Below are 22,078 nucleotides of genomic sequence, written 5' to 3' on the forward strand. Positions count from 1 at the left end.
CCCAGTTTTTTTCCAAATTTGGAATGCATCGCCTAAATTCTTATGTATTCTTTCCTCCGAAAGAACTCGGAGGTTTTATGAAGAGATTTCAATCTTTCCGGAATGGTCTGGTATTAGCCGTTCTATTGTTAGCCGGCTCGGCGTTTGCAGCGGATCTAAAAGTGACAAGTTCCTCTGTTAAAGAAGGCGCTATGATCGGGAACGCCCAAGTGTTTTCTAGTTTCGGCTGCACTGGAGAGAATTTTTCTCCTGACTTGCAATGGACTGGAGCCCCTAAGGATACTAAATTCTTCGCAGTGACTATGTATGATCCGGATGCTCCTACCGGCAGCGGCTGGTGGCATTGGACCATCTTCAATATCCCTGCGGATGCAACCGGACTTGCTGCTAAGGCAGGTAATGAAAAAGGACCTCTTCCTGCTGGAGCTATCCAAGGAAGAACCGATTTCGGCAAACCTGGTTATGGCGGACCTTGCCCTCCTAAAGGAGACAAGCCTCATCGCTATATCTTCAAAGTGATCGCTCTGAAAGACAAGATCCCATTGGATGCAGAGGCTTCCGGTGCGATGGTTGGATTCTATGCTAACTCTTTGAAATTGGCAGAAGGAAAACTCACCGCTAAATTCGGAAGATAATTTCGCGCTCACTTGGAACAAGGGGAGAAGGAACTCCTTCCTCTTTGTTCCAAACCTATTTCCCCACCACTTATAAATTCCTGAAACTTCCTTCTGTTCCTTCCCCAAAAGCAAGATAGGAAGGATTGACAAAATAGTACGATTCGATACTGCAGAAGTAGATCTCTTAGATCTTTATCTCCAAGAGGAGGACAAATGCAAGCATCATCACCAATTGAAAAAGTCTGGCCTGCAGCCGAAATAGTGGCGGATCTGAAAGAAGTCCGTAGCAAAGCTCCCCTTACCCATGTTCTTACCAATATAGTGGTTACAAATTGGACTGCGAATGTTCTTCTCGCAGCAGGAGCCTCTCCCGCTATGGTCATCGCAGAAGAAGAAGTTTCCGATTTCGCTTCGATCGCAGGAGGCGTCTTAATTAATGTCGGGACGATCACGAGTTTCGATGCAAAGGCGATCCGGGCGGCAGCGATCGCCGCGCAAAAAGCAGGAACTCCTTGGGTCCTAGATCCTGTAGCAGCGGGAGCCCTTAGATACAGGACGGAGATTGCTACAGACCTACTAAATTATAAGCCCACAGTGATCCGAGGAAATGCCTCCGAGATTCTAGCGTTAGCCGGTGCTTCCGGTGGAGGAAAGGGAGTAGATTCTACTGCTCAATCCAGCGAGGCAGTGGAGATTGCGAAGGAACTTTCTAAGCGGACTGGAGCGGTCATCGCAGTCAGTGGAGAGATCGATTATATTACGGATGGAAAAGAGACTATAGCCGTCCCCGGAGGACATGTACTTATGACCAAGGTAACCGGAGTCGGCTGCTCCTTAGGTGCACTCATCGCCTCCTTCTTGGCAATTCAAAAGAATTCGTTGCAAGCAGCAGTTTCTGCTTCTGCAGTGTTTGGATATGTGGGGGCAAAGGCGGCCCAAAAGGCACAAGGAACAGGAAGCTTTGCAGTCTCCTTCTTAGATGAATTGAGTAATCTTTCTGTTTAATGAGCTTCCTTAAAATAAAAAACCCGAAGGTCTTTCGATCCCTCGGGTTCTACCAAGCAAGAATGCTTAATGTCAGGCTTGGTTTAAAAGCATGAGTGCGGATTCTTTATCACAATCGTAAGCTTCTATATCCAGAACAAAATCATCTCCGGAAGTGAGGTTTGTCAATAACTCAGTTCCACTACTTCTTAAATCTCCAGTGATTATATGATCTAATTGCATGTACTCTACATTGCCGATCCCGAAAGTATATCCCGAATCTGTGAGTATGATCATTCTGCTAAAGCGCTCGTTGATTCCAGCGACCGTCCCTTTCATTATTCCTCCCTAATGAAAACAAACAAGTGAATTAGCTTAATAGACGTATGATGCGAATAAATCTTAGTATGGTTCTAAATAAATTCCTAAAAAATGGTAAAAAAATCCAAGAGGAATTGTTACGTTATCCAATCCCTAAGGTAATAGACCGATATCGCTGGCCTTTCTTACAAGCTCTGCACGATTATGCACATTCAGCTTCTTGTAGATGTTCTTAACATGATGTTGGACGGTATACTTACTCACTCCTAAGAATTCTGCGACTCTCCCGATCGTCTTCCCTTTGACCATTTCGTCCAGGATCTGCTTTTCCTTAGGGGTAAGTTTAAACTCTCCTGAGATATCCTTTTGCTTAAAACTATTCAAGACTCGGAAGGCTATCGTCGGAGTGATGATCGCTCCTCCCTTAAGTACGGTATCTATCACATCTGCAATATCCTTCAGTTCCGACTTGAGTATATAACCGATGGCACCGTTCCGAAGAGACTCGTAGATCAGTTCGTCCGAATTCATATTGGAAAGCATGATCTTACTGATCTCCGGATCCTTGGCAGAGATCTTTCCCGCAAGCTCCACACCGTTCATATTAGAAAGCATAATGTCCAAGAACAATATATCCAGGGTCCTTCCCTTTTCATCCGAGAGATAGGATTCTGCAGAATCCCAATAAAACACCCCACCTATTTCAGGAATAGACTCTAGGGCTTTTAGTATTTGCTGTCTGAAATTCTCATCGTTCTCAACGATACCTACTTTCACGTCGGATGTTTTCATTTATTGCCACCTATTTATATATTATAATATTACAGAAAACTTATTCAATGGTATTTTAATTCGAATCTCGTATAAATTCTCTACCAGAGACATTTCAGAGATTCCGCCAAGTCCGGAGATTCTATAAATGAGATTTTCTGTACCTCTGCCAGTCTTATGCTTTTGCAGATGGTATACAGATTCAGATCGCATATACACTGCAATTTCTTGGTTCTCTATATAGAAATTCCACTTAGAAACCCCTTGCCCATATTTCAGATCGTTATTCGTGATCTCATTTACGATGCTATAAAGTTCTACTATGCTTGTCTCGTTTCTCTGGGTCTCAAAGAATTGAAGCAGTTCATCCTGGCACTGAAACTCCATTTCTCTTTCTACATCGGAGTATCGTCTCAACAATACAAGATTGATCCCTGTGATGAAATTCTCCGACAATAATCCAAGATCCTCGATCTTGAGCATTTGTTCTCTCAATATATGAATGGATTGGTTCACTGCCTCATTGATCTTCTTGAATATAGGTTCATCCCTATTTCCATTTGCGAGTAGTTCTTCGGATAAGAATTTCAGATCGGTGAGTTTTCCACCGAGGTGATCGTGTAGATCAATATTAATCCTTTGCCTCACATTATTCACTGCGATCCTCTTCTCACTTTCTTGAGCAAGCTGGTTCTTATGCCCTCTGGAAAGATCCAAAAGATTATTGATACGAAGTATCAGTTCTTCGAAATCGAAAGGCTTGAGTAGATAATCGTTTGCTCCGTGATTCAATGCAGCCATCAAATCCTTGTCTTGGTTCTTTGCAGTCAGCATTAAAATAGGGAGTTCCAAGGTAGAAAATGATTTTCGGATCTCTCTCGCAGTCTCCAGTCCGGAGAATTTTGGCATCATTACATCCAGGATGATCGCGTCAAAGGCATGGTCTTCTTTTAGAATTTCCAATGCCTCCAAACCGCTCTTTGCCGAAACGGAGATCATATTCTTTAGAGAAAGATAATTTTGGATCACCTGCAGATTCACAGGTTCATCATCTACCACCAAGATACGAGGGGCATTCTCCGAAAGAACTTCTTCTTCTTTAGGGATTAGATCCAATGGAAGATGGATATTCCTATCTCTCGGATCCTTAAGCCCTTCATTATTTTGAGAAAGGATCCTGCCCGAGACAAGAGGAATCGTAAAATAGAATCGTGAACCTCGATAGAGTTCCGACTCCACTCCTATATCTCCACCATGCAAGGTAACAAGCGCACGACTGATAGCTAGTCCAAGCCCGGCGCCAGCTGCATTCTTAGAGTCTCCTCTCTCAACCTGTTCAAAGAATTCGAATATCTTCTGCTGTTCATTTTTTTGGATCCCGATACCAGTATCTCTTACACTGATTTCTGCGATTCCCAAGGATTTAATCTTTGCACTGACTGAGATTTCACCCTTCTCCGTAAATTTGATCGCATTGCCCACTAAATTCTGGAGGATCTGTTGCAAACGATTTTCATCCGCGAGTAACTCAGGAAACTCAGGCACGATCTCATTTCTAAGCTTGATCTTAGTTTCATCCACTGCGACACGGTTCAATTCTAGAGTAAAGTTCACTGCCTGGTATAAATCGACAGAACGTAAATGAAGAGTTAGATCCTTATGCTTGAGCTTGGAGAAGTCTATAATATCATTCACAAGACTGGACAATCTTCTTCCGCTTGTGATGATCATTCCGAGTTGTCTCTCTACCGATTCTGCGAGTGGTCCTACAACTCCTCTCTTCAAAGAATCCGCAATCCCTATAATGCCTTGTAGTGGAGTTCTCAACTCGTGAGAAGTATTAGCCAAGAATTCATCCTTTAACTTATCTAAAGAGATCAATCTCTGGTTGGATTCCTGCAAGTCGTGTGCGAGTCTTTCCGACAATGCATACGCACTCGAAAATCTTTGGGACACCATAAATGCCTGCGCCACAAAGAAGGAAGCGATCGCGTAAGAAGAGAAATACGCGGTATTGATAATCATATTCGCATAAAGAGTATCGTTAATCGTAACTGCAAATAGGAATAGAAAGATAAAAAGTCCTATCCTAGCACCGAGTCTTCCATGTCGGATTGCCTGAACGAGAACATAGGTCACATAGAAGCAAGAAGCTACTACAAAAATTGCGAACACTGGAATGGTTTTGGAGAAGACCACAAGAGGAGTGAATAAGACCACGAGAGAAATACAGGAAAATCCAACGGATGCTGAGATTAGCACCCTTCGATTGAATTCTCCCGGATATAAGGTTCTCAAAAATAAAGGAAAGAAGATCCCAAGAAGATAAACTGCAAGAAGCTCTATCCTATATCCCCATTCAAAATCGAACTTGGGAAAGATGGAATAGAGCACTCTTTCTCCAGTAAGTCCAATCCGAACCGTAGAGCAGATCGTGAGAATTCCGAAATATAAAGTAGAAGATTCTCTTCTCAAAAAAGCGAATAGACTCAAGTGATACAGGCCAAGGACGAAGAGCCCTCCAGCCATAAACACGTCCAATTGGATATTCCCTCTTCGAATGGCTACAAGAGAATCATGTTTTCCTAATAGAATATTTGCCCAAGGGCCACCCTTCCAATGAGCGTAATTCGTAACCTCGATTGCAATCTCATTCTCTTGGTTTAATGTAAACGGCTCGCTGACTCCGGGTCTATAAAGAGGAGCATAGGTATCAGCGCTCCTTCCCACCTGTCCGCTGGAGATTACCTTCTTTCCATTCACATAGAGAGAATAAGCGGTTGAGGCCTCGAGCATTTTGATTGCCATATCCTCTTCTGGCTTTGCGAGCTTAAGATTTAAGCGATAGGTAGCGTATCCAAAACCAGGATAGCCTTTTTCTCCTAACTTATAATGATTCCATGCATCTGGAACATTTTCATAGCTAGGATCCTCGAATGAAGTTTTAGGTTGTTTGAAATTTCGAGTGGGTTCTTTTATCGCTTCTTCATAGAGTCTTGACCAGTAAAAAGCCCAGTCTCCCTCCAGGATCAACGGCGCTCTCTCCTGAAAGTCCCAGCCGGAGCGTAGATCCAAGACTCCTTCTTTTGCCTTCGGCTTCTCTCCCCTGTCCAGAAGATCTCTACATCCGGACGAGAAAATCAGAGCAACCATTGCGATGCTCCAAAACGTTTTCCTGGAGAACGATAAACGCATCTTCCAGCATTGTTTATAACATTCCGAAATTATAAACCTTTTTACTTTCTTCCGAATTGAATTCCGAGAGAATCCTGAAAATCATTTTGATTCCATTTCATAAAAAGGCTACTCATTCGAGGGAGGATTTCTAAAAATTGTCCCCGTCGCAAAAGAACGACAAATATCAAGAGCACCATAAACAATCTCTCTTGATCCAAAGACCGGACCTTGTTTAGATTTCGAATACTAAAGGATATACTATGGCTAATTTCGTTTCCCCAGAAGAAGCAATTTCTGAGATAAAGAATGGAGATAGAGTTTTTATTCATAGTGTGTTCGCTGCTCCTTCCGTTCTGATCCAAAGTCTTACCTCTCGGTCCAAGGATCTTAAGGATATCGAGATCGTTCATATTCATACAGAAGGAGAAGCTCCTTATTCCAGCCAAGGAAACGAGTCCGCATTCAGGACCAATGCATTATTCGTAGCAAGTAATATGAGACAAGCTGTCGCAGAAGGAAGAGCGGATTACCTTCCTATCTTCTTAAGTGAAGCCCCTTCTCTATTTAGAAAGAAAATCCTTCCGATCGATATTGCACTTATTTCCGTTTCGCCTCCTGACAAGCACGGATTCTGTTCCTTGGGAGTCTCTATAGATATAAGCAAGGCCGCTGTAGATTCAGCTACACTTGTGATTGCGCAAGTGAATCGGAATATGCCTAGGACTCATGGAGACGGACTCATTCACATAAGTAAGATCCATAAATTGGTAGAAGGTCATATTCCTCTTTTAGAAGCAAAGCACTCCGAACCGGACCCGATCGAGCAGAAGATCGGAGAACATATTGCAAGCCTCGTAGAAGATGGAGCCACATTGCAAATGGGAATCGGAAGCATTCCGGATGCAGTTCTTTCTTGCCTTACCAACCATAAGGACCTCGGAATTCATACAGAAATGTTTTCCGATGGAGTCATTCCTCTCGTAGAGAAAGGGATCGTCACAGGCTCTCAAAAGAAAATCCACAGAGGAAAGATTGCTACTGGATTCGTGATGGGAACTCGTAAGCTCTACGATTTCGTAGATGATAATCCTGAAGTAGTATTCTTAGATATGGGTTATATCAATGATACGGATAATATCCGCAAGAATCCTAAGGTAACTGCGATCAACTCCGCAGTAGAAGTCGATCTGACAGGACAAGTATGTGCAGATTCCATTGGAACCTATCAGTATTCAGGTGTGGGTGGACAGATGGATTTTATCCGAGGAGCTTCTCTTTCCGAGGGAGGAAAACCGATCATCGCTCTTCCTGCAGCAACTTCCAAGGGATTGAGTAGGATCGTTCCTATATTAAAACCGGGAGCAAGCGTGACTACCACGAGGGCGCATGTCCATTACGTTATCACTGAATATGGAGTAGCTAATCTCTACGGAAAGAACCTTAGACAGAGAGCAAGATTGCTGATCGACATCGCTCATCCAGATCACAGAGAGGAATTAGAAAAACAAGCCCACGAAAGATTCAAGGGCCCTCACTTATAATCGATAAAAATCTGAATTCAGAGAAATAAACAGAACGATCGACTCGCAAAGAATCGACTCCTCTTGAATCAATAGTAAATTACATTTTTAGAATATTGAAAATATATTAATTAATACCTAGTCTCAAAATACCCATTGACATATATCAACCCTCTCAGTGGGGATTTCCGGACCGGATTTCTTGCTTTTTAGGAATCTAATCTCATAGTGGAAGATATTCTTCACGGAAAAACCGGAGAGATACGTAATGAGTTCTTTTGAACAAAAATACAACGACGGAATCGTTAAAGGATTCCTAATTTCGGCGTTGGTCTGGGGAATCGCCTCCATGCTCGTCGGGGTTTGGATCGCCTTCCAAATGGTGTACCCCGAGCTAAACATCGGGCCTTATTTCACATTCGGAAGACTACGTCCACTTCACACGAATGCTGCGATTTTCGGATTCGCTCTCAGCATCATTTTCGCAACAGGTTATCATACTGTGCAAAGGCTTTGCAGGGTGCGCATTTGGAGCGATAAGCTAGCAAATCTACATTTGGCCTTATACAATCTAAGCATTATCCTCGCTGCGATCACGCTTCCTTTGGGATTAAGCCAATCCAAGGAATACGCCGAGCTGGAATGGCCTTTAGATCTGCTTATTGTGATCTGGTTTGTTATCTTTATAGTAAACTATTTCGGGACCATCTTCACTAGAGAAGAAAAGCAATTGTATGTTGCGATCTGGTTCTATATCGCATCCTGGGTCACCATCCCGATCCTTTTCATAGTCAACAACCTCTCCATTCCAGTAAGTTGGATCAAATCCTATTCGGTGTATGCAGGTGTGTATGATGCAAACATCCAATGGTGGTATGGGCATAACGCAGTGGCCTTCGTGCTTACTACTCCATTCTTAGGATTGATGTATTATTATCTTCCTAAGCATATCAAGCAACCCATCTATAGCCACAGGTTATCCATCATTCACTTCTGGAGTTTGATCTTCATCTATATATGGGCAGGTCCTCACCACCTTCTTTATTCTCCTCTGCCTGATTGGTTGCAAACCACAGGAATGGTATTCAGTATCATGTTATGGATGCCTTCTTGGGGAGGAATGCTGAATGGATTCCTTACTCTTACGCAAGCCAAGGAAAAGATCAAAACAGATGCTACCTTGAAAATGATATTAGTAGGAATCACTTTCTACGGTATGTCCACATTCGAAGGTCCCCTTCTCTCTATTCGTTCCGTAAGTGGTTTAGGTCACAACACAGACTGGATCATCGGTCACGTTCACGGAGGAACCTTAGGTTGGGTAGGAATGATGTCCTTTGCAGCGATCTACTATCTCGTGCCTAGGATCTGGAACACCAATCTATATTCGGAAAAACTTGCAAACTTCCACTTCTGGGTCGCGACCTTAGGAATTCTTCTCTATATCGTTTCCATGTGGGTATCCGGAATTACGGAAGGTTCTATGTGGAGAGCGATCGATTCAACAGGAGCACTAAAGTATCCGAACTGGGTGCAGATCACTGAGACATTGAAGCCTTATAGATTATTCCGAGGAATCGGAGGAGGACTCTACTTCATAGGTCTCTTAACAATGATATATAACGTGATCCGGACAATTCGTACATCTGGAAACGGATTCAAAGAGATCGACTTACGAGTAGGACTCAAGGAGGCAAAAGCCTAATGAATTGGTTTGATAAATTATTAGATTGGTTCTCCGGTTTTACAGAGCAATGGGAGAAACACGGGGTCAAATTTACCGCTTACACAACTGTTGCCGTGCTGATCGGAGGGATCTTCGAGCTCATCCCTCCCTTCTTCCTAACAAAGACTGCCGAACCTATTGCGGGGACAAGACCGTATAACGCTTTAGAACTCGCAGGTAGAGACATCTACCAAAGAGAAGGTTGCAATAACTGTCATACTCAGATGGTACGACCTTTTAAATGGGAAGTAGATCGTTTCGATCCGCAGCATTCCTACGGAAAAGACGGATATTCCAAAGCAGGTGAATTCGTTTACGACCATCCTTTCTTATGGGGTTCCAAGAGAACGGGTCCGGATCTGGCTCACGAGTCTCAGATCCAACCTTCCGCAGAATGGCATAGGACTCACTTGATCAATCCAAGAGATACAGCAAAGGGATCCATCATGCCTTCTTATCCTTGGCTCTTCGAAGAATCTTCGAGCCTGGATGCGAAAGAGATCGCAGCCCACATGAAGGGATTGAGAAAGATCGGTGTTCCTTATACGGATGAGGATATCGCCTCCGTCGCCTCTTTGACAACCGGCAAAACGGAAGGAGACGCATTGATCGCTTATCTTCTCAAACTGGGCAAGGATACGGCGGAACTCTCCAAGAATCTGCAGTGAGGAATTAAATTGGACTTAGATACTTTACAAATCTATAAAGCGCTCAGACTTCCCCTTCTCGGATTCTCGATTATATACATTATCTTCTACGTATATAAGAATTCGAGAAAGGAAAGATTAGAAGAACCTAAATACAAAATGCTGGAGGAGGATTGAATCCATGAGCGATCCGAACAAAGAATTCGACGGAATTAGACAGGATGATAATCCCCTTCCCACTTGGTGGAAATGGGTCTTCTTTGGAAGTGTAGTATTTGCAATCTTCTACGCGATCTACTTCCATAAATACTCTGATTGGGGAACTACCGAATATTATTCCGCTCAAGTAAAAGACTACGAGAAGGAATTCCCTAATAAGAATTTGAAAGTGGAAACCGTGGACGGGGTAAATCCTTTTAGGAATAACTCCGAAGCGATTACCGCAGGCCAAACTACATTCCAAACATACTGCGTTGCTTGCCACGGTCCCACGGGAGAAGGCTTAGTAGGTCCTAACTTAATGGATAAGCAATGGCTCCATGGAAATACAGACAAACAAATTTACGAAACCGTAATGAAGGGCGTCCCTGTAGAAAAAACCAAACTGGGCAGAGGACCAATGCCACCTCATGAAAACTCTCTCGGTTCGGAGAAGATCTACCAAGTGATGGCATGGTTGGCCGCTCGTAATCCGGATCTGAAGGCTTCTAACTAAAAGGATCTTTAGGAAGAATATATGATTATTTCCCGCCCAATGTCCGGAAAGATCAGAACTGCCCGCAATTATGTGCAGACTGTACTGATCCTATTATTCTTCGTCACTCCTTGGTTGCGTTGGAATGGAATGCAACTGATCCGTTTGGATATTCCGGAGAGAAAGTTCTTTCTCTTCGGAAATATCTTCGCTCCTCAAGAAGGATACTTCCTTCACTTCTTTCTGATCGGCGCAGGCCTATGCCTCTTCTTGTTCACTTCTTTAATAGGAAGAGTCTGGTGCGGATGGGCCTGCCCTCAGACGATCTATTCGGATGTATTCGATTATATCGGAGGATTGATCCAAGGTTCTAAATACGGCAAGAAAGATTCTCCATTGATAGGAAGAGCAGTTACTCATACAGTTTGGTTCTTAGTGAGCGCGCTCGCTTCTGCCGCATGGATCGCGTATTTTGCGGACCCTTATCTAATGCTTTCGTATTTCCAAAAATTTGAAATTAGAGAAGAGCTCCCTACTTGGACCTATTTCTTTGGATTCTTTACTCTCGCTATGTATGCGGATATCGCGTTTGTTAGAGAGCAATTTTGCAAGTATGCTTGTCCTTATGCTCGCTTTCAAACAGTGATGATGGATACGAATTCAATCAATATCACCTATGATTTCAATCGAGGCGAACCCAGAAGAAAAGGAACCACAAAGATCGGCGACTGCACTGCTTGCAATATGTGCTTAGTAGTATGTCCTACTGGGATCGACATAAGAGAAGGCACAAATGTTTGGTGTATTGCCTGCGGCAAATGTTCCGACGCTTGCACGAAGCAGATGCAAAAAGAAGGCAAGAAAACGCTGATCGGATATTGGTCAGAGAATCAGATCAAGGAAAAGACAAACTCCATAAAATGGATCCGCCCGAGAACAGTAGTGTATGCGGGAGGGCTCCTATTAGTGCTGACCGTTTTAAGTCTTCTTCTTTGGGAAAGAGTGCCACTCTATCTCTCCGTTCTTGCGGATAGAAATATTCAGCCTGTAGATGTGGGAGACGGTAAGGTCCGAAATTTCTATGAAGCACAGATGCAAAATCTCACTCTTGAAAACAGAAGTCTACGATTCGAGATACAAAGAACTGACCTCGAAGGAGTAAGAAGACTCTGGATCGGTGGAACAGAAGAAGCAGTAGTGGAACTTCCGGCAAATTCTGACAGAAGATACAGACTCTTTATAGAATTGGAACCCACGCCCCAGGATGCTTCCCAGAAAAGCCACGAGATCACTTTAAAAGTTTATGATATTCATGATCCTAAATTTCAAAAGACGAATGTAGTTCCCTTCCTTTTACCTATCTCCATTGCGAAAAAGAAAAATCAATCCGTTGCGAGGAATATATGGACAAGAGTCTCAAACGAGCCTTTCTTCTTATAAAGCTGACCTTCTTAAGTCTATTCGTGGCCACCTTCTTTACCGTAAAGATTGCTTTGGCAGGACATACTCCTCCAGTAGACTCAGATTATTATGAAAAAGGATTACGCTACGACCAAACCGTCGCATCCCAAAAAGAATTACTTGCGAGCGGATATCATTTCGAGTCCAATCTCCTCTCCGATCCAAACTCTTTGAAAGTAGGAAAACAGAATATTCTTATATTCTTAAAGAAGGGAGAAGAGCCGATCCGCGGAGCCGATTTGGAATTCAGATTGGAGAGAAGTGCTACAGATTCCTTCAATAAAATACTTCATCTTAAGGAAGTCTCTGCAGGAAAATACTCGGGAGAATTAGACATCCCTTTTGCTGAATCCTGGAGAATACAGATCAGCGCAAAAACAGAAAGTGGAACCCTTCAAAAAACGACTCAGATCAAGGTATTGCATTGAGATCAGTGCTCGTAAAGACTCTTTGCTTTCACTGCAATTCTCCGATTGAAGGGGGTCCGATCTTTCGAACTATAAAAGGAGAAGAGAGAGAATATTGCTGCAATGGCTGTGCAGAGCTATCTTCGATGTTACTGGAGAATGGACTGGATCGTTTCTACGAGATTAGAGGCGGACAGACAATGGAGCCTATCCAAGCAGAAAATCTAAATAACGAATCCGTCTTGGAGTATGATAACGAGTCCGTTTACTCCGAATACTTGGAGAAAACGAAAGAAGGATACAGCGGACTTATCACAGTTTCCGGGATCCATTGTTCCGCATGCGTTTGGTTAATAGAAACAGTCCTTCCTAAAACAAAAGGAATCCAAGATGCAAGGGTGAATTTCGGGACGGGAAGATTGAAAGTAGAATTCGATCCTTCTAAAGTAAGCCTGGGCTCTATTCTAAACTTAGTTAGAAAATTAGGATATTCTCCTAGTCTCTATTCCCCCTTAAAAGCAGAATCCAAAGTAGAGAAACCGTTCCGAGATCTCGGGATCAGAATGGCAGTAGCTGGATTCTGCTGGGGAAACATTATGCTCTTCTCCGCCAGTTTATATGCAGGCTACTTCCAAGGAATGGACGTAAATATGAAAAATCTATTTCATTACGTTTCCTGGATGCTCGCCACTCCCGTATATTTATATTCCGGATATCCATTCTGGAAAGGAGCCTTCGAAGCCTGGAAGCACAAACTTCTTTCTATGGATGTGCTCCTATTCATAGGAGTCAGCTTAGCATATTTCTATAGCATCTATGTTACCATCTCCGAGAGAGGAGAAGTCTATTTCGACTCCGTATGCACCATCTACTTTTTCATTCTTCTAGGAAAATACTTAGAAGCGATGATACGCTACAAGGCAGGTACTAAGATCGGAGAATTACTCTCCCTTCTCCCAGAAGAATACGAAGTGCAGAGAGAAGGAGTCTGGTCAAAATTTCCGGCCGGCAAAATCAGAAAGGGAGATCTAGTCAGACTCGTCCATGGAAGCAAGGCTCCAGTGGATGGACTCTTGAAAACAAGAGAAGCATTCTTCGATGAAGCGGTATTAACAGGAGAAAGCGAACCAATCCGAAAATCAATGCAGGAAGAAATCAAAGCGGGTTCTCTCTGCCTTTCAAGCGATGTATTATTCCTTTCCTCAGGAACTTCCCAAGAAAGTTCGCTTGCTCAAATCGGGAAATTATTAGAGGAATCTTTATTAAAGAAACCTAAAATTCAAAGAACTACAGATAAGATGGCATCCGTATTCATCAAGATCGTACTTGCTATCGCAATTTGTACATTTTTGTATTGGTGGAAGTTCGACTCTATTGAATCTGCATTATTAAATACGATCAGTGTATTGATCGTAGCCTGCCCTTGTGCATTGGGCCTAAGCGTGCCTGCAGCACTTGTAGTAAGCCACCTACTCCAATCCAAAGAAGGAATTCTAATAAAGAATCCGGAAACGGCAGAGACACTTGCTAAAGTAGATCGGATCTTCTTTGATAAGACCGGCACCTTAACTATGGGAAAACTAGAACTCACAAGAGAACTAATCCTAGAAAAAATGGAAAGGATAAAAGAAGAAAGAGCCATCGCAGTGGATCTTGAAAAACATTCCTCTCATCCAATAGCAAAATCTTTCGTAAAAGGACTTTCATCCGACTCTGACTTGTCGATACCTTGGATCTCATTGGAAGAATTCCCAGGACAAGGAATCGAGGGAAAGAAAGAAGATGGGATATACAGGATCGGAAACAGAAGATTCGCAAGCGATTCAACTCCAGAGAACGATGGACTCATTTATCTTTCCAGAAATTTCAGACTTCTAGCTGCCTGGGAATTCAAAGATAAAGAAAGACCAGAAGCTGAGACAAGTCTGCCTCAAATCAGATCCCTAGTAAAAAATCTGGAGATCCTTTCCGGAGATATTTCCTCTAAGGTAGAAGCTCTCGCATCTAAATTAAGAATTTTTGAATATTCTTCTAATCTTTCCCCTTCTCAAAAAAGGGATAGGATATTGGAGGCCCAATCCAAAGGAGAAGTGGTTGCTATGGTGGGCGATGGGATCAACGACTCTGCATGTATCGCCCAGGCAGACATAGGAATCTCTATGGGAATGGGATCCGATCTTAGTCTAGACAGATCCGATATTATTTTAACCAAAAACCGCTTGGATTCTTTGCCTAAGTCCATATTGATCGCCAGAAAAACGAAAACGATCATCCTCCAAAATATCTACCTATCCTTAGTTTATAATTCCATTATGATCCCTCTTGCTTTTTCCGGATTCATGCTTCCGGTGATCTGCGCAGGATTCATGACCTTGAGTTCTTTTACTGTTGTTCTAAATTCGGTTTCCATGAGGAGTAGAGTTCGACTATGAATATATTATATCTTACCATCCCGATCGCACTTATCATTTCCTTCGGAGCATTTTACGTTTTCATTATAAACTACAGATCCGGTCAGTATGAGGACATAGAAGGTCCGAAGTATAGAATGCTTTTCGACGAGGAAAATCCTCGCAAATAAAAGGAGTAAATATGGAACTCTTTCTAAGCTTAGCTCTCGCCTCTTTTTTAAATGGGCTCACAGGATCGATTCATTGCGCAGCGATGTGCGGACCTCTAGCAGGAAGCCTTGGCCTAAAATTTGCAAATTCCGGAAAGAAAAAGAACCGTATATTACAACTTTCTTATAATTCGGGAAGATTCTTCTCTTATACCACCATAGGCCTCCTACTGGGTTTTCTGGGAGAAGTCACGAATCTTTCTCTATCTAAATTATTACCCATGCAAGAATTCGCCGCCTGGATCGGGGCAATTGCACTACTCTTTTTCGGAGTCGCTTACCTCCTTGGAAAAAACCCGAACGTCAGCCCTTATTTTGGAAAGGCAGTAAGCCGCTTTCTCTCTCCCTTACTTAAAAATTCGAATGCAAACGATTCGAGTGTTCGAAATATAACTTTCTTAGGATTCGGATTCGGACTATTTACGGGACTTCTTCCTTGCGGAATTTTATATCCTGTTTTTATAATATCTTATGCAAGCGGCTCCCCTTTAGTGGGAGCGATGATCATGGCGGGATTCTTCTTAGGAACCTTCCCTGCGTTATTCTTAGTGGGAATGGGATTTAGGTCTTTCGCCTCCAAGCTTCAGCCGAATCGAATGAAGATTGTGGGAGCATTTATACTTCTACTCTCTTTGTTTATGATCTTCCAAAGATTCCATCACCAACACTCAGCCGAGCACGGAGATAATCCTTCCTCGATGCACGAGCATCACCATTGATCGATTAAAGTAATTCCAATTCTGGAAATTCTATCTTTCTTGAGTTCGGGGATTCAAACCAGCGCAGGACTACATCAGTTACCTGAGACCATTTCCCTCTGTCTTCAAAATGACTGGGAGATCCTGGTATATAATGAATTCCTTTTATGGGAGATTGGATCTTGGATAAGACGGATCGGTTGGATTCAATTCCGTAAAAATCTAAGCCACCGATAATATTCAAAATAGGTACAGCAGAAAGAGAAAGCTTAGAATGAGGAAGACCATTACCGATCAAAACGATACTGTCCACATCATGAGACAAAATAAACCCTGCCCTAAACAATCTTTCTGCACTGGAAGAAAGCGCCAAATAAGCAAACTTATGATCCCTGGTATCTTCTCGATTTATTAGATACTTAGTAACTTCAACAAGACGATCGGCTAATAAAGCATCATCGGATCGGTTTGCATGAATCTCTCTCTCATTACTCGTTAATAGATCCTGCAGGAATAAGGTAGCAATTCCTGCACAGTTTAATTTAAGATTCAGCAAGCTGAACCTTTGACCGAACTTTTCATCCTTCTCATCCAAAATCAGGATTACCATCAATTTGGAATTCTTGGGCAAAACAAGATCCCCCGATAATTGGATTCGATTGATCTGAAAATGGATCGTAATCTGCAGATCATCCGTATTCATTCGCTTCTCTCTTTGAGCCGAAGAAAAATCGGAGATCAATCCAGTAATTTTCTCAATGCAAGTTCGTTCTTAATGGAAATCCGTTTTTTACCTATATCGATCCAACCTCTGCTCTTAAAATCAGTCAGAGCTCTTACGAGAGTTTCTGTTGTGACTCCAATCACGGACGCCATCACTTCTCTCGTAAAAGGAAGTTCCTCCTCTCCGTCCATTGAGTCTGCTAATTGAAGCAAGAACTCGGAGAGTTTTGCATGAACCTGACGAGTTCCTAAAGAATAGATCTTATTCTCTGCCTCTACACATTCCTTAGTTACTTCTTTAAAGACTGAATTCTGGAATTCAGGATCGGTCACGAGCAACCTTCTCAATTCCTTTTCTTCTATGAATAAAACAGTGCTATCCACAAGTGCTATTGCGTGATGTAAGTACGTGCCTCCTAAGGCCGCATCACGTATACCCACCCAAGTTCCGGGAGTATATATCTTGAATGTTTGTTGTCTTCCTCCAGAACCGGTTCGATAGGAACGGATCGAGCCCTTCTCAACAATAAAGAATCCCTTAGCGGGTTCTCCTTGAGAGAATAATTCGTTATTCTTTTGGATCCTCTTACGAGTAAAACCGATCGCGCCGCTTTGTATGCTTTCTTCCGGTTCACGAACATTCGTAAAAACGGAATTGTTAGTAGATTCTATCCTAGCTGCCTTCATAATCATCTGATTTAATTCCTATTTTTTATTCTAATTTTTTAATATAGTATTGAGATCATTCGAACTATACTTCGAATTCTATGATCTCATTCCTTTCCGGAATAGTGGCCTGCCAACCATACTGCTTTTCAATTTTCCCGGCGAGAGTACGGGAAGCGTCCCCTTCTCCATGAACGATAAAGAGATGCTCTGGAGTTTTTTTAATGGAAGAAAGCCAATGGACTAATTCCGCTTGGTCTGCGTGAGCGGACAGTCCGTCTATATTTTGCACATCGCAACGAACTTCGTAATATTTGCTTCGGATCTTGATCTCTGTCTCACCTTCGAGTAGCCTTCTGCCTCTGGTAGCCTGAGCCTGGTAACCTACGAATAGTATGAGGGAATTCGGATCTCCCAGCATATTCTCCATATACGTCAGCACTCTTCCCCCGGTAGCCATTCCGCTACCTGCTATCACAATCCTTGGTCCTTTCTTAGATGCGAGCTTCTTCGTTTCGCTCGAATCTGTGACGCAAATAATATCCTCTGCAATATGCGAGAACTCGGAATCCTTGAGCCTATGCCATTCCGATCCGTATCTATTAAATAATTCTAATACTTTTAATCCCATTGGAGAATCCATGTAGATGGGAATATTTGGAATCTCTCCCTCTTTTCTCATTTTCCATAGGAGATACATGAGAGATTGGATCCTTTCCACCGCGAAGGAAGGAATGATGATAGACCCTCCAGCATCGGCAGTTCCCTTCACAAGCTGCGCGAGATTTTTTTCAGGATTTCCTCTGTGGATCCTGTTTCCATAGGTGGATTCCATCAGAATAATATCTGCCTCTTCTGGCTTTTCAGGAGCAAAGAGTAGAGGATCGACTTCTCTTCCAATATCCCCTGAGAAAACGATTCTCTTTCTTCCTACTTTCAATTCAATGAAGCTCGCTCCCAGAATATGGCCGTTATATCTGAATCGAAATGAGATTCCTTCAGACAGATCGAACCATTGGTTGAGACCTTTATTCTGGAAGAGACGAATCGTCTTCTCCACATCGTCAGAATCATACAGAGGAAGAGCAGGTTTGTGTTTGGAATAGCCGCCCGAATTCGCCATAGAAGCGTCTTCTTCTTGGAGCTTTGCGCTATCCTGGAGAACTATAGTAGAAATATCTAATGTTGGCTTGGTTCCATAGATGGGTCCATGGAATCCTTTCTTGACAACTCTCGGAAGATAACCGCAATGATCCAAATGCCCGTGTGTCAATAGGATTGCATCTATGCGGGAGGAATCGAAAGGAGTAGAACTCCAGTTCAGAAGTCTTAATTTCTTTTCCCCTTGGAAAAGACCGCAATCGATGAGTATGTTCTTTCCGAATGCTTGGAGAAGGTATTTGGATCCGGTAACGGTTCCTGCTCCCCCTAAGAATTGTAGGATCATTCGATTGCTTTCGCTCATTTCATTCCTTCCAACCTTCTTTCCGGAGCGTTTCAAAACGGCGATCCGAAGCGGTTTCTTTGAATGTAGCGTCAATTAGAGAAATGTCAATGGGCGCCTACGGAAGGGGCAAATTGGGAGGGGAAACTGCGAATTTACAGGGGGAAAATCAGAGAAGTTCTTTGATCTTTGCCACGTATTTTCTACCCACTGGCAATTGGGTCTCATCTTCGTCTTTTAAATATACCAGATAATTGCCCGCATTATCGCTCTGCATATGGGACATTTTCTCTATATTAATAATATATTGTTTATAAATTCTTAAAAAACGATTTGGAGGAAGTTTGGCTTCTAAGCTTTTCAGAGATTTATAAGTTACATACTGTCTTCTTTCAGTATGAACCACACTGAAATTATCTCTGGAAGAGATATAATTAATATCGTTATAAGGAATCAGGAAGTGATTCTCTTTTTCTAAGATAAACAAGCCATGCTCGTTAAAAACATTTCCTGCAGGTTTCTCTTCCTTTCTTTGCAGAAATTCTCCGGCCCTATCTACTGCCTTAAAAAATCTCTCTTTGGAAAAAGGTTTGAGAAGATAATCTATCGCTCCCAACTCGAAAGCGTTGATTGCCTTGTCTTGCACTGCGGTAATGAAAACGATATAAGGAGGATTTTCCAGTTTCTCTACAATGTCCAAACCGGAAAGTAATGGGAGATTGATATCCAAAAAGACTAGATCGAAATCCTCGGTTTGCAAGTATTCCAAGGCCTCCTCTCCATCCTTTGCAACTTTGGAAAGTTTCAGTTCATGACGAGAAAGACAGTAATTGATCAACAAATCACGAGTCGGAGCCTCGTCTTCTACGATCAAAACCTTCCATTCTTTTTTTATGTTTGTCATAAGTGACAAGCTTTACGAATTCAATTTAGGAGAATAATCGAAGCGAATCGTAACAATCGCTCCGCCTTCAGGATGATTTTCGATTTTGACTTCCGATTCGTAAAGATAAAATTTCAATCTCTCCGCAATGTTCGCGATCGTTCGAGAGTATACGTTTTGAGTCTTAAGTCCATTGCCATTATCTCGAATAATGATCTGAGTCTTACTTCCTTCAACACTTGCATTTAGGATGATCTTTCCTTTGCCCTTCTTGTCTCGGATGCCATGAATATAAGAATTTTCGACAAGGGGCTGCAGTGTCAAAGGAGGGATCTGACAATTACGAAAGTCGCCCTTCTTCTCTACTTCCACTTCTAGAAAATCAGAGAATCTTAATTTCAATAATTGCAAATAATTCTCGGTAAACTCCCATTCAATATCGAAAGGCACCAGTTGCTTAGTTGCCTGGTCCGTTAGAAATCTATAATTATCTGCTAACATCAAGATAGCCGAATCAGCAAGGTCAGGATTGGTCTGCAAGTAAGAATGAATGATACTTAACGTGTTAAACAGAAAATGCGGACTCATTCTATCTTGCAGGGTTTTTAGATTATTCTCCGCGTGACGAGCCTTCTCCTCCGTTTCCTTTCTTTCCGTAATATTGTTTCGGATCGCAAGATACTGATACGGCTTTTCGTTCTCATCCAAGACCGGGGAAATAGTCGTGTCCACCCAATAGAACTTTCCATCCTTTGCTCGATTCTTGATCTCGCCTTTCCAGATCTTTCCTTTAGAGATTGTCTTCCATAGATCATGGAAAAATTCTTTTGGATGATATCCCGAATTAATGATCCTATGATTTTGTCCGAGCAATTCATCCCGGGAATAGCCGCTTATATCGCAAAAGTTCTGGTTTACGTAGATAATCTTTCCTTGTTTATCGGTAATCGCAACGATCGATACAGCATTCAAGGCAGTCTGAAAATCGGATAATTCCTTTAAAGAACTCTTAAGTTCTATCTCGATTTCCTTTGTGCGAGTGATATCAACTCCCACAAACCATTTCTTAGAACCGTATTTTGGAAATCCAGAGGACACATTGGACAGAGAGACAAGCTTACTCTTTCCGTCCTTGGAGATAAGATTCAATTCCAAATTCTTAAAGTCTACATCCAGAACCTTAGAGTCCAAACTCATCTTGCTCGGAGACTTAAGCGGATAGAATAGATCCTGAAATGAAAAGGAAGGATTTCCAATCACCTCTTGTGCCAAATAGCCTAGAACCTTCTCACATTCGTGATTCCAAGAAATTGTTTGAAAATTCTCATCCACAGAAAAGAACATGATGGGCATGTTCTCCAATACTCCTCTCATTCTCTCTTCACTTTCCCGAATATCATGTTGGCCTTGCCTTTCAATTAGCAAGCTGCCTAAATGAGAAGAGATCAGATCGAATACTGCATGATAAGGTTCCGCAATTTCCTTCTTCTGATCGGAAAAGAATAGAATGTATCCATTCAATTCCTCCTGAACCAAGATCGGAATGCTTAAAAAAGAAAGCGCAGTAAAAGAAAGCCCGGAAACGATGGGAGAGTTTTGATCCAACTCATTGTTTAATTTCCAATTCTTTTGCGAGAAGAGTTCTGTAAGATCCTTATAATTTTTAGGGCCAATATTTTGATTCTCTTGAGAAGAGTTGTCCGAGGCAAAGGTCCCTTCTTTTTGCCACCTTGTCTTTAAACGAAAGTTCTCAGTAGCTCGGTCCTTCAACCAGATCTGAGAAGAAGTAAAAGCACAATCATGCCCGATCCGTTCTAACATTTTGTACAGGACTCGATCCGTAGGAATCGAGTCCTCTTGAATTTTGAGAAAAAATCCTAAGAAGTCGATTAAGACCAGGCTTTGCCCTAATTCGATTTTACTCTCGCCCATATCTTCTCATTTCACTCGCAGAATAGATAGAAACGAAACTAATGGGAGGAAAGAGGAAAACAAGCCTAATTCGAAAATTGCCTGTATAAAAGATCCTTTCCCGTTTTGAAAGCCGAATCCGATTACTTCGAGGACAATTCCAGTATATCTCGTACTTCTAATATTCTTTTATCGGTTCCTTTAGTGACCGAATAGATCATAGCGAGCCCAAGTTCTTTTAGAGTACTCACTTGATTAGGGAATATTTTTCTCAAAACCGGAAAGGCCCAGCTCATGTATTTGTAATAAGGAAGCGTGTTTTTCGCGCCTTCGGTTGGATGCAAATATCCAGGGCGGAAATTATAGACTCTTGCAAACGGTAATTTTTGCAGATCGTTTTCAACCTTTCCTTTCACCCTGGCCCACATTGTTCTTCCCTTCTCCGTGCTATCCGTATGAGCACCGGAGATATAACAAAAACTCATCTTAGGATTCTGTTTTGCCAGGACTTCTGCCACATGCAGAGTAAGAGTATGAGAAAGTCTGAAATATTCCTCTTCTTTCTTTCCCACAGAAGAAACTCCTAAACAGAAAAAGCATGCATCATAACCTTTCAGTTGATCAGCAATCGGAGTCACATCAAAGAAATTTGCGTGCATAATCTCTTTCACTTTGGGATGCTGATAGCCGGAAGGTTTACGATTTAATAATAGAATACTTTCCACGTCCGGATGCTCGAGACATTCCAAAAGTACCCCTTCTCCTACCATACCGGTAGCACCTGTTATAATTACTTTTATTTTCATTG

At 42.3% G+C, this 22,078-nt stretch carries 21 protein-coding genes; 12 read left to right on the plus strand and 9 right to left on the minus strand.

Going from position 1 to position 22,078, the window contains the following annotated elements:
• Positions 1 to 77 precede the first annotated feature (77 nt).
• Both EHO59_RS16400 and thiM read left to right on the plus strand, forming a co-directional pair.
• Complete coding sequence (locus EHO59_RS16400; RefSeq protein ID WP_135589532.1) at positions 78 to 635, plus strand: YbhB/YbcL family Raf kinase inhibitor-like protein; 558 nt, start codon at positions 78 to 80, stop codon at positions 633 to 635.
• A gap of 195 nt (positions 636 to 830) precedes the next feature.
• Positions 831 to 1,622 carry a hydroxyethylthiazole kinase gene (thiM, locus tag EHO59_RS16405; protein WP_135589533.1) on the plus strand — a complete coding sequence of 264 codons (792 nt, stop codon included), beginning with the start codon at positions 831 to 833 and terminating at the stop codon, positions 1,620 to 1,622.
• A 72-nt stretch (positions 1,623 to 1,694) separates the two neighbouring features.
• Here thiM and EHO59_RS16410 read toward each other — a convergent pair whose 3' ends face one another.
• From EHO59_RS16410 to EHO59_RS16420, 3 genes are all read right to left on the minus strand, one after another.
• Positions 1,695 to 1,940 carry a hypothetical protein gene (locus EHO59_RS16410; protein ID WP_135589534.1) on the minus strand — a complete coding sequence of 82 codons (246 nt, stop codon included), beginning with the start codon at positions 1,938 to 1,940 and terminating at the stop codon, positions 1,695 to 1,697.
• Between the two features lie 135 nt (positions 1,941 to 2,075).
• The gene (locus EHO59_RS16415) at positions 2,076 to 2,714 is read right to left on the minus strand and encodes a response regulator transcription factor (RefSeq protein WP_135589535.1); all 639 of its coding nucleotides are present in this window, start codon (positions 2,712 to 2,714) and stop codon (positions 2,076 to 2,078) included.
• Positions 2,715 to 2,735: 21 nt separating this feature from the next.
• Positions 2,736 to 5,846 (minus strand): response regulator, encoded by a 3,111-nt coding sequence (locus EHO59_RS16420; RefSeq protein ID WP_246052985.1) that lies wholly within the window; start codon positions 5,844 to 5,846, stop codon positions 2,736 to 2,738.
• Between the two features lie 284 nt (positions 5,847 to 6,130).
• Here EHO59_RS16420 and EHO59_RS16425 point away from each other — a divergent pair, with 284 nt between their 5' ends.
• The 10 genes from EHO59_RS16425 to EHO59_RS16470 all read left to right on the plus strand — a co-directional run bounded on the left by EHO59_RS16425 (position 6,131) and on the right by EHO59_RS16470 (position 15,664).
• On the plus strand, positions 6,131 to 7,411 hold the full coding sequence (locus EHO59_RS16425; RefSeq protein ID WP_135589537.1) for an acetyl-CoA hydrolase/transferase family protein: 1,281 nt from the start codon (positions 6,131 to 6,133) through the stop codon (positions 7,409 to 7,411).
• Between the two features lie 247 nt (positions 7,412 to 7,658).
• Entirely contained in the window at positions 7,659 to 9,095 is a 1,437-nt protein-coding gene (gene ccoN / locus EHO59_RS16430; RefSeq protein WP_135589538.1) for a cytochrome-c oxidase, cbb3-type subunit I, read from the plus strand.
• Positions 9,095 to 9,784, plus strand: coding sequence for a cytochrome-c oxidase, cbb3-type subunit II (gene ccoO / locus EHO59_RS16435; RefSeq protein WP_135589539.1), 690 nt, complete (start codon positions 9,095 to 9,097; stop codon positions 9,782 to 9,784). Before ccoN ends, ccoO begins: the two co-directional genes overlap by 1 nt.
• Before the next feature lie 9 nt (positions 9,785 to 9,793).
• The gene (locus tag EHO59_RS18310) at positions 9,794 to 9,940 is read left to right on the plus strand and encodes a cbb3-type cytochrome c oxidase subunit 3 (protein WP_135589540.1); all 147 of its coding nucleotides are present in this window, start codon (positions 9,794 to 9,796) and stop codon (positions 9,938 to 9,940) included.
• A 4-nt stretch (positions 9,941 to 9,944) separates the two neighbouring features.
• On the plus strand, positions 9,945 to 10,478 hold the full coding sequence (locus EHO59_RS16445; protein WP_135589541.1) for a cbb3-type cytochrome c oxidase N-terminal domain-containing protein: 534 nt from the start codon (positions 9,945 to 9,947) through the stop codon (positions 10,476 to 10,478).
• Positions 10,479 to 10,499: 21 nt separating this feature from the next.
• The gene (gene ccoG, locus EHO59_RS16450) at positions 10,500 to 11,897 is read left to right on the plus strand and encodes a cytochrome c oxidase accessory protein CcoG (RefSeq protein WP_135589542.1); all 1,398 of its coding nucleotides are present in this window, start codon (positions 10,500 to 10,502) and stop codon (positions 11,895 to 11,897) included.
• The gene (locus EHO59_RS16455; protein ID WP_135589543.1) at positions 11,861 to 12,346 is read left to right on the plus strand and encodes a FixH family protein; all 486 of its coding nucleotides are present in this window, start codon (positions 11,861 to 11,863) and stop codon (positions 12,344 to 12,346) included. Before ccoG ends, EHO59_RS16455 begins: the two co-directional genes overlap by 37 nt.
• Positions 12,347 to 12,351: 5 nt before the next feature.
• Complete coding sequence (locus tag EHO59_RS16460) at positions 12,352 to 14,757, plus strand: heavy metal translocating P-type ATPase (RefSeq protein ID WP_425460249.1); 2,406 nt, start codon at positions 12,352 to 12,354, stop codon at positions 14,755 to 14,757.
• Positions 14,754 to 14,906, plus strand: coding sequence for a cbb3-type cytochrome oxidase assembly protein CcoS (ccoS, locus tag EHO59_RS16465; RefSeq protein WP_135589545.1), 153 nt, complete (start codon positions 14,754 to 14,756; stop codon positions 14,904 to 14,906). The genes EHO59_RS16460 and ccoS overlap by 4 nt, the downstream gene beginning before the upstream one ends.
• A gap of 11 nt (positions 14,907 to 14,917) precedes the next feature.
• Positions 14,918 to 15,664, plus strand: a complete 747-nt coding sequence (locus EHO59_RS16470; protein WP_135589546.1) for a sulfite exporter TauE/SafE family protein — start codon at positions 14,918 to 14,920, stop codon at positions 15,662 to 15,664.
• Positions 15,665 to 15,668: 4 nt separating this feature from the next.
• Here EHO59_RS16470 and EHO59_RS16475 read toward each other — a convergent pair whose 3' ends face one another.
• The 6 genes from EHO59_RS16475 to EHO59_RS16500 form a co-directional block, all read right to left on the minus strand.
• The gene (locus EHO59_RS16475; protein ID WP_246052987.1) at positions 15,669 to 16,385 is read right to left on the minus strand and encodes a dienelactone hydrolase; all 717 of its coding nucleotides are present in this window, start codon (positions 16,383 to 16,385) and stop codon (positions 15,669 to 15,671) included.
• The gene (locus tag EHO59_RS16480) at positions 16,382 to 17,059 is read right to left on the minus strand and encodes a Crp/Fnr family transcriptional regulator (RefSeq protein WP_246052989.1); all 678 of its coding nucleotides are present in this window, start codon (positions 17,057 to 17,059) and stop codon (positions 16,382 to 16,384) included. The genes EHO59_RS16475 and EHO59_RS16480 overlap by 4 nt, the downstream gene beginning before the upstream one ends.
• Positions 17,060 to 17,117: 58 nt before the next feature.
• On the minus strand, positions 17,118 to 18,497 hold the full coding sequence (locus EHO59_RS16485) for an MBL fold metallo-hydrolase RNA specificity domain-containing protein (protein ID WP_135589548.1): 1,380 nt from the start codon (positions 18,495 to 18,497) through the stop codon (positions 17,118 to 17,120).
• A 148-nt stretch (positions 18,498 to 18,645) separates the two neighbouring features.
• The gene (locus tag EHO59_RS16490) at positions 18,646 to 19,380 is read right to left on the minus strand and encodes a LytR/AlgR family response regulator transcription factor (RefSeq protein ID WP_135589549.1); all 735 of its coding nucleotides are present in this window, start codon (positions 19,378 to 19,380) and stop codon (positions 18,646 to 18,648) included.
• Positions 19,381 to 19,392: 12 nt separating this feature from the next.
• Positions 19,393 to 21,291, minus strand: coding sequence for a PAS domain S-box protein (locus tag EHO59_RS16495; protein ID WP_246052991.1), 1,899 nt, complete (start codon positions 21,289 to 21,291; stop codon positions 19,393 to 19,395).
• A gap of 122 nt (positions 21,292 to 21,413) precedes the next feature.
• Positions 21,414 to 22,076 (minus strand): NAD-dependent epimerase/dehydratase family protein, encoded by a 663-nt coding sequence (locus tag EHO59_RS16500; RefSeq protein ID WP_135589550.1) that lies wholly within the window; start codon positions 22,074 to 22,076, stop codon positions 21,414 to 21,416.
• Positions 22,077 to 22,078: the final 2 nt, after the last annotated feature.

Source organism: Leptospira semungkisensis (genome assembly GCF_004770055.1).
In the GTDB taxonomy this organism is placed as follows: Bacteria; Spirochaetota; Leptospiria; order Leptospirales; family Leptospiraceae; genus Leptospira_B; species Leptospira_B semungkisensis.

Coding starts and splice junctions, on each gene's coding strand:
- EHO59_RS16400 (WP_135589532.1), top strand. CDS start 78: ATGAAGAGATTTCAATCTTTCCGGAATGGTCTGGTATTAGCCGTTCTA.
- thiM (WP_135589533.1), top strand. CDS start 831: ATGCAAGCATCATCACCAATTGAAAAAGTCTGGCCTGCAGCCGAAATA.
- EHO59_RS16410 (WP_135589534.1), bottom strand. CDS start 1,940: ATGAAAGGGACGGTCGCTGGAATCAACGAGCGCTTTAGCAGAATGATC.
- EHO59_RS16415 (WP_135589535.1), bottom strand. CDS start 2,714: ATGAAAACATCCGACGTGAAAGTAGGTATCGTTGAGAACGATGAGAAT.
- EHO59_RS16420 (WP_246052985.1), bottom strand. CDS start 5,846: ATGGTTGCTCTGATTTTCTCGTCCGGATGTAGAGATCTTCTGGACAGG.
- EHO59_RS16425 (WP_135589537.1), top strand. CDS start 6,131: ATGGCTAATTTCGTTTCCCCAGAAGAAGCAATTTCTGAGATAAAGAAT.
- ccoN (WP_135589538.1), top strand. CDS start 7,659: ATGAGTTCTTTTGAACAAAAATACAACGACGGAATCGTTAAAGGATTC.
- ccoO (WP_135589539.1), top strand. CDS start 9,095: ATGAATTGGTTTGATAAATTATTAGATTGGTTCTCCGGTTTTACAGAG.
- EHO59_RS16445 (WP_135589541.1), top strand. CDS start 9,945: ATGAGCGATCCGAACAAAGAATTCGACGGAATTAGACAGGATGATAAT.
- ccoG (WP_135589542.1), top strand. CDS start 10,500: ATGATTATTTCCCGCCCAATGTCCGGAAAGATCAGAACTGCCCGCAAT.
- EHO59_RS16455 (WP_135589543.1), top strand. CDS start 11,861: ATGGACAAGAGTCTCAAACGAGCCTTTCTTCTTATAAAGCTGACCTTC.
- ccoS (WP_135589545.1), top strand. CDS start 14,754: ATGAATATATTATATCTTACCATCCCGATCGCACTTATCATTTCCTTC.
- EHO59_RS16470 (WP_135589546.1), top strand. CDS start 14,918: ATGGAACTCTTTCTAAGCTTAGCTCTCGCCTCTTTTTTAAATGGGCTC.
- EHO59_RS16480 (WP_246052989.1), bottom strand. CDS start 17,059: ATGATTATGAAGGCAGCTAGGATAGAATCTACTAACAATTCCGTTTTT.
- EHO59_RS16485 (WP_135589548.1), bottom strand. CDS start 18,497: ATGAGCGAAAGCAATCGAATGATCCTACAATTCTTAGGGGGAGCAGGA.
- EHO59_RS16490 (WP_135589549.1), bottom strand. CDS start 19,380: ATGACAAACATAAAAAAAGAATGGAAGGTTTTGATCGTAGAAGACGAG.
- EHO59_RS16495 (WP_246052991.1), bottom strand. CDS start 21,291: ATGGGCGAGAGTAAAATCGAATTAGGGCAAAGCCTGGTCTTAATCGAC.
- EHO59_RS16500 (WP_135589550.1), bottom strand. CDS start 22,076: ATGAAAATAAAAGTAATTATAACAGGTGCTACCGGTATGGTAGGAGAA.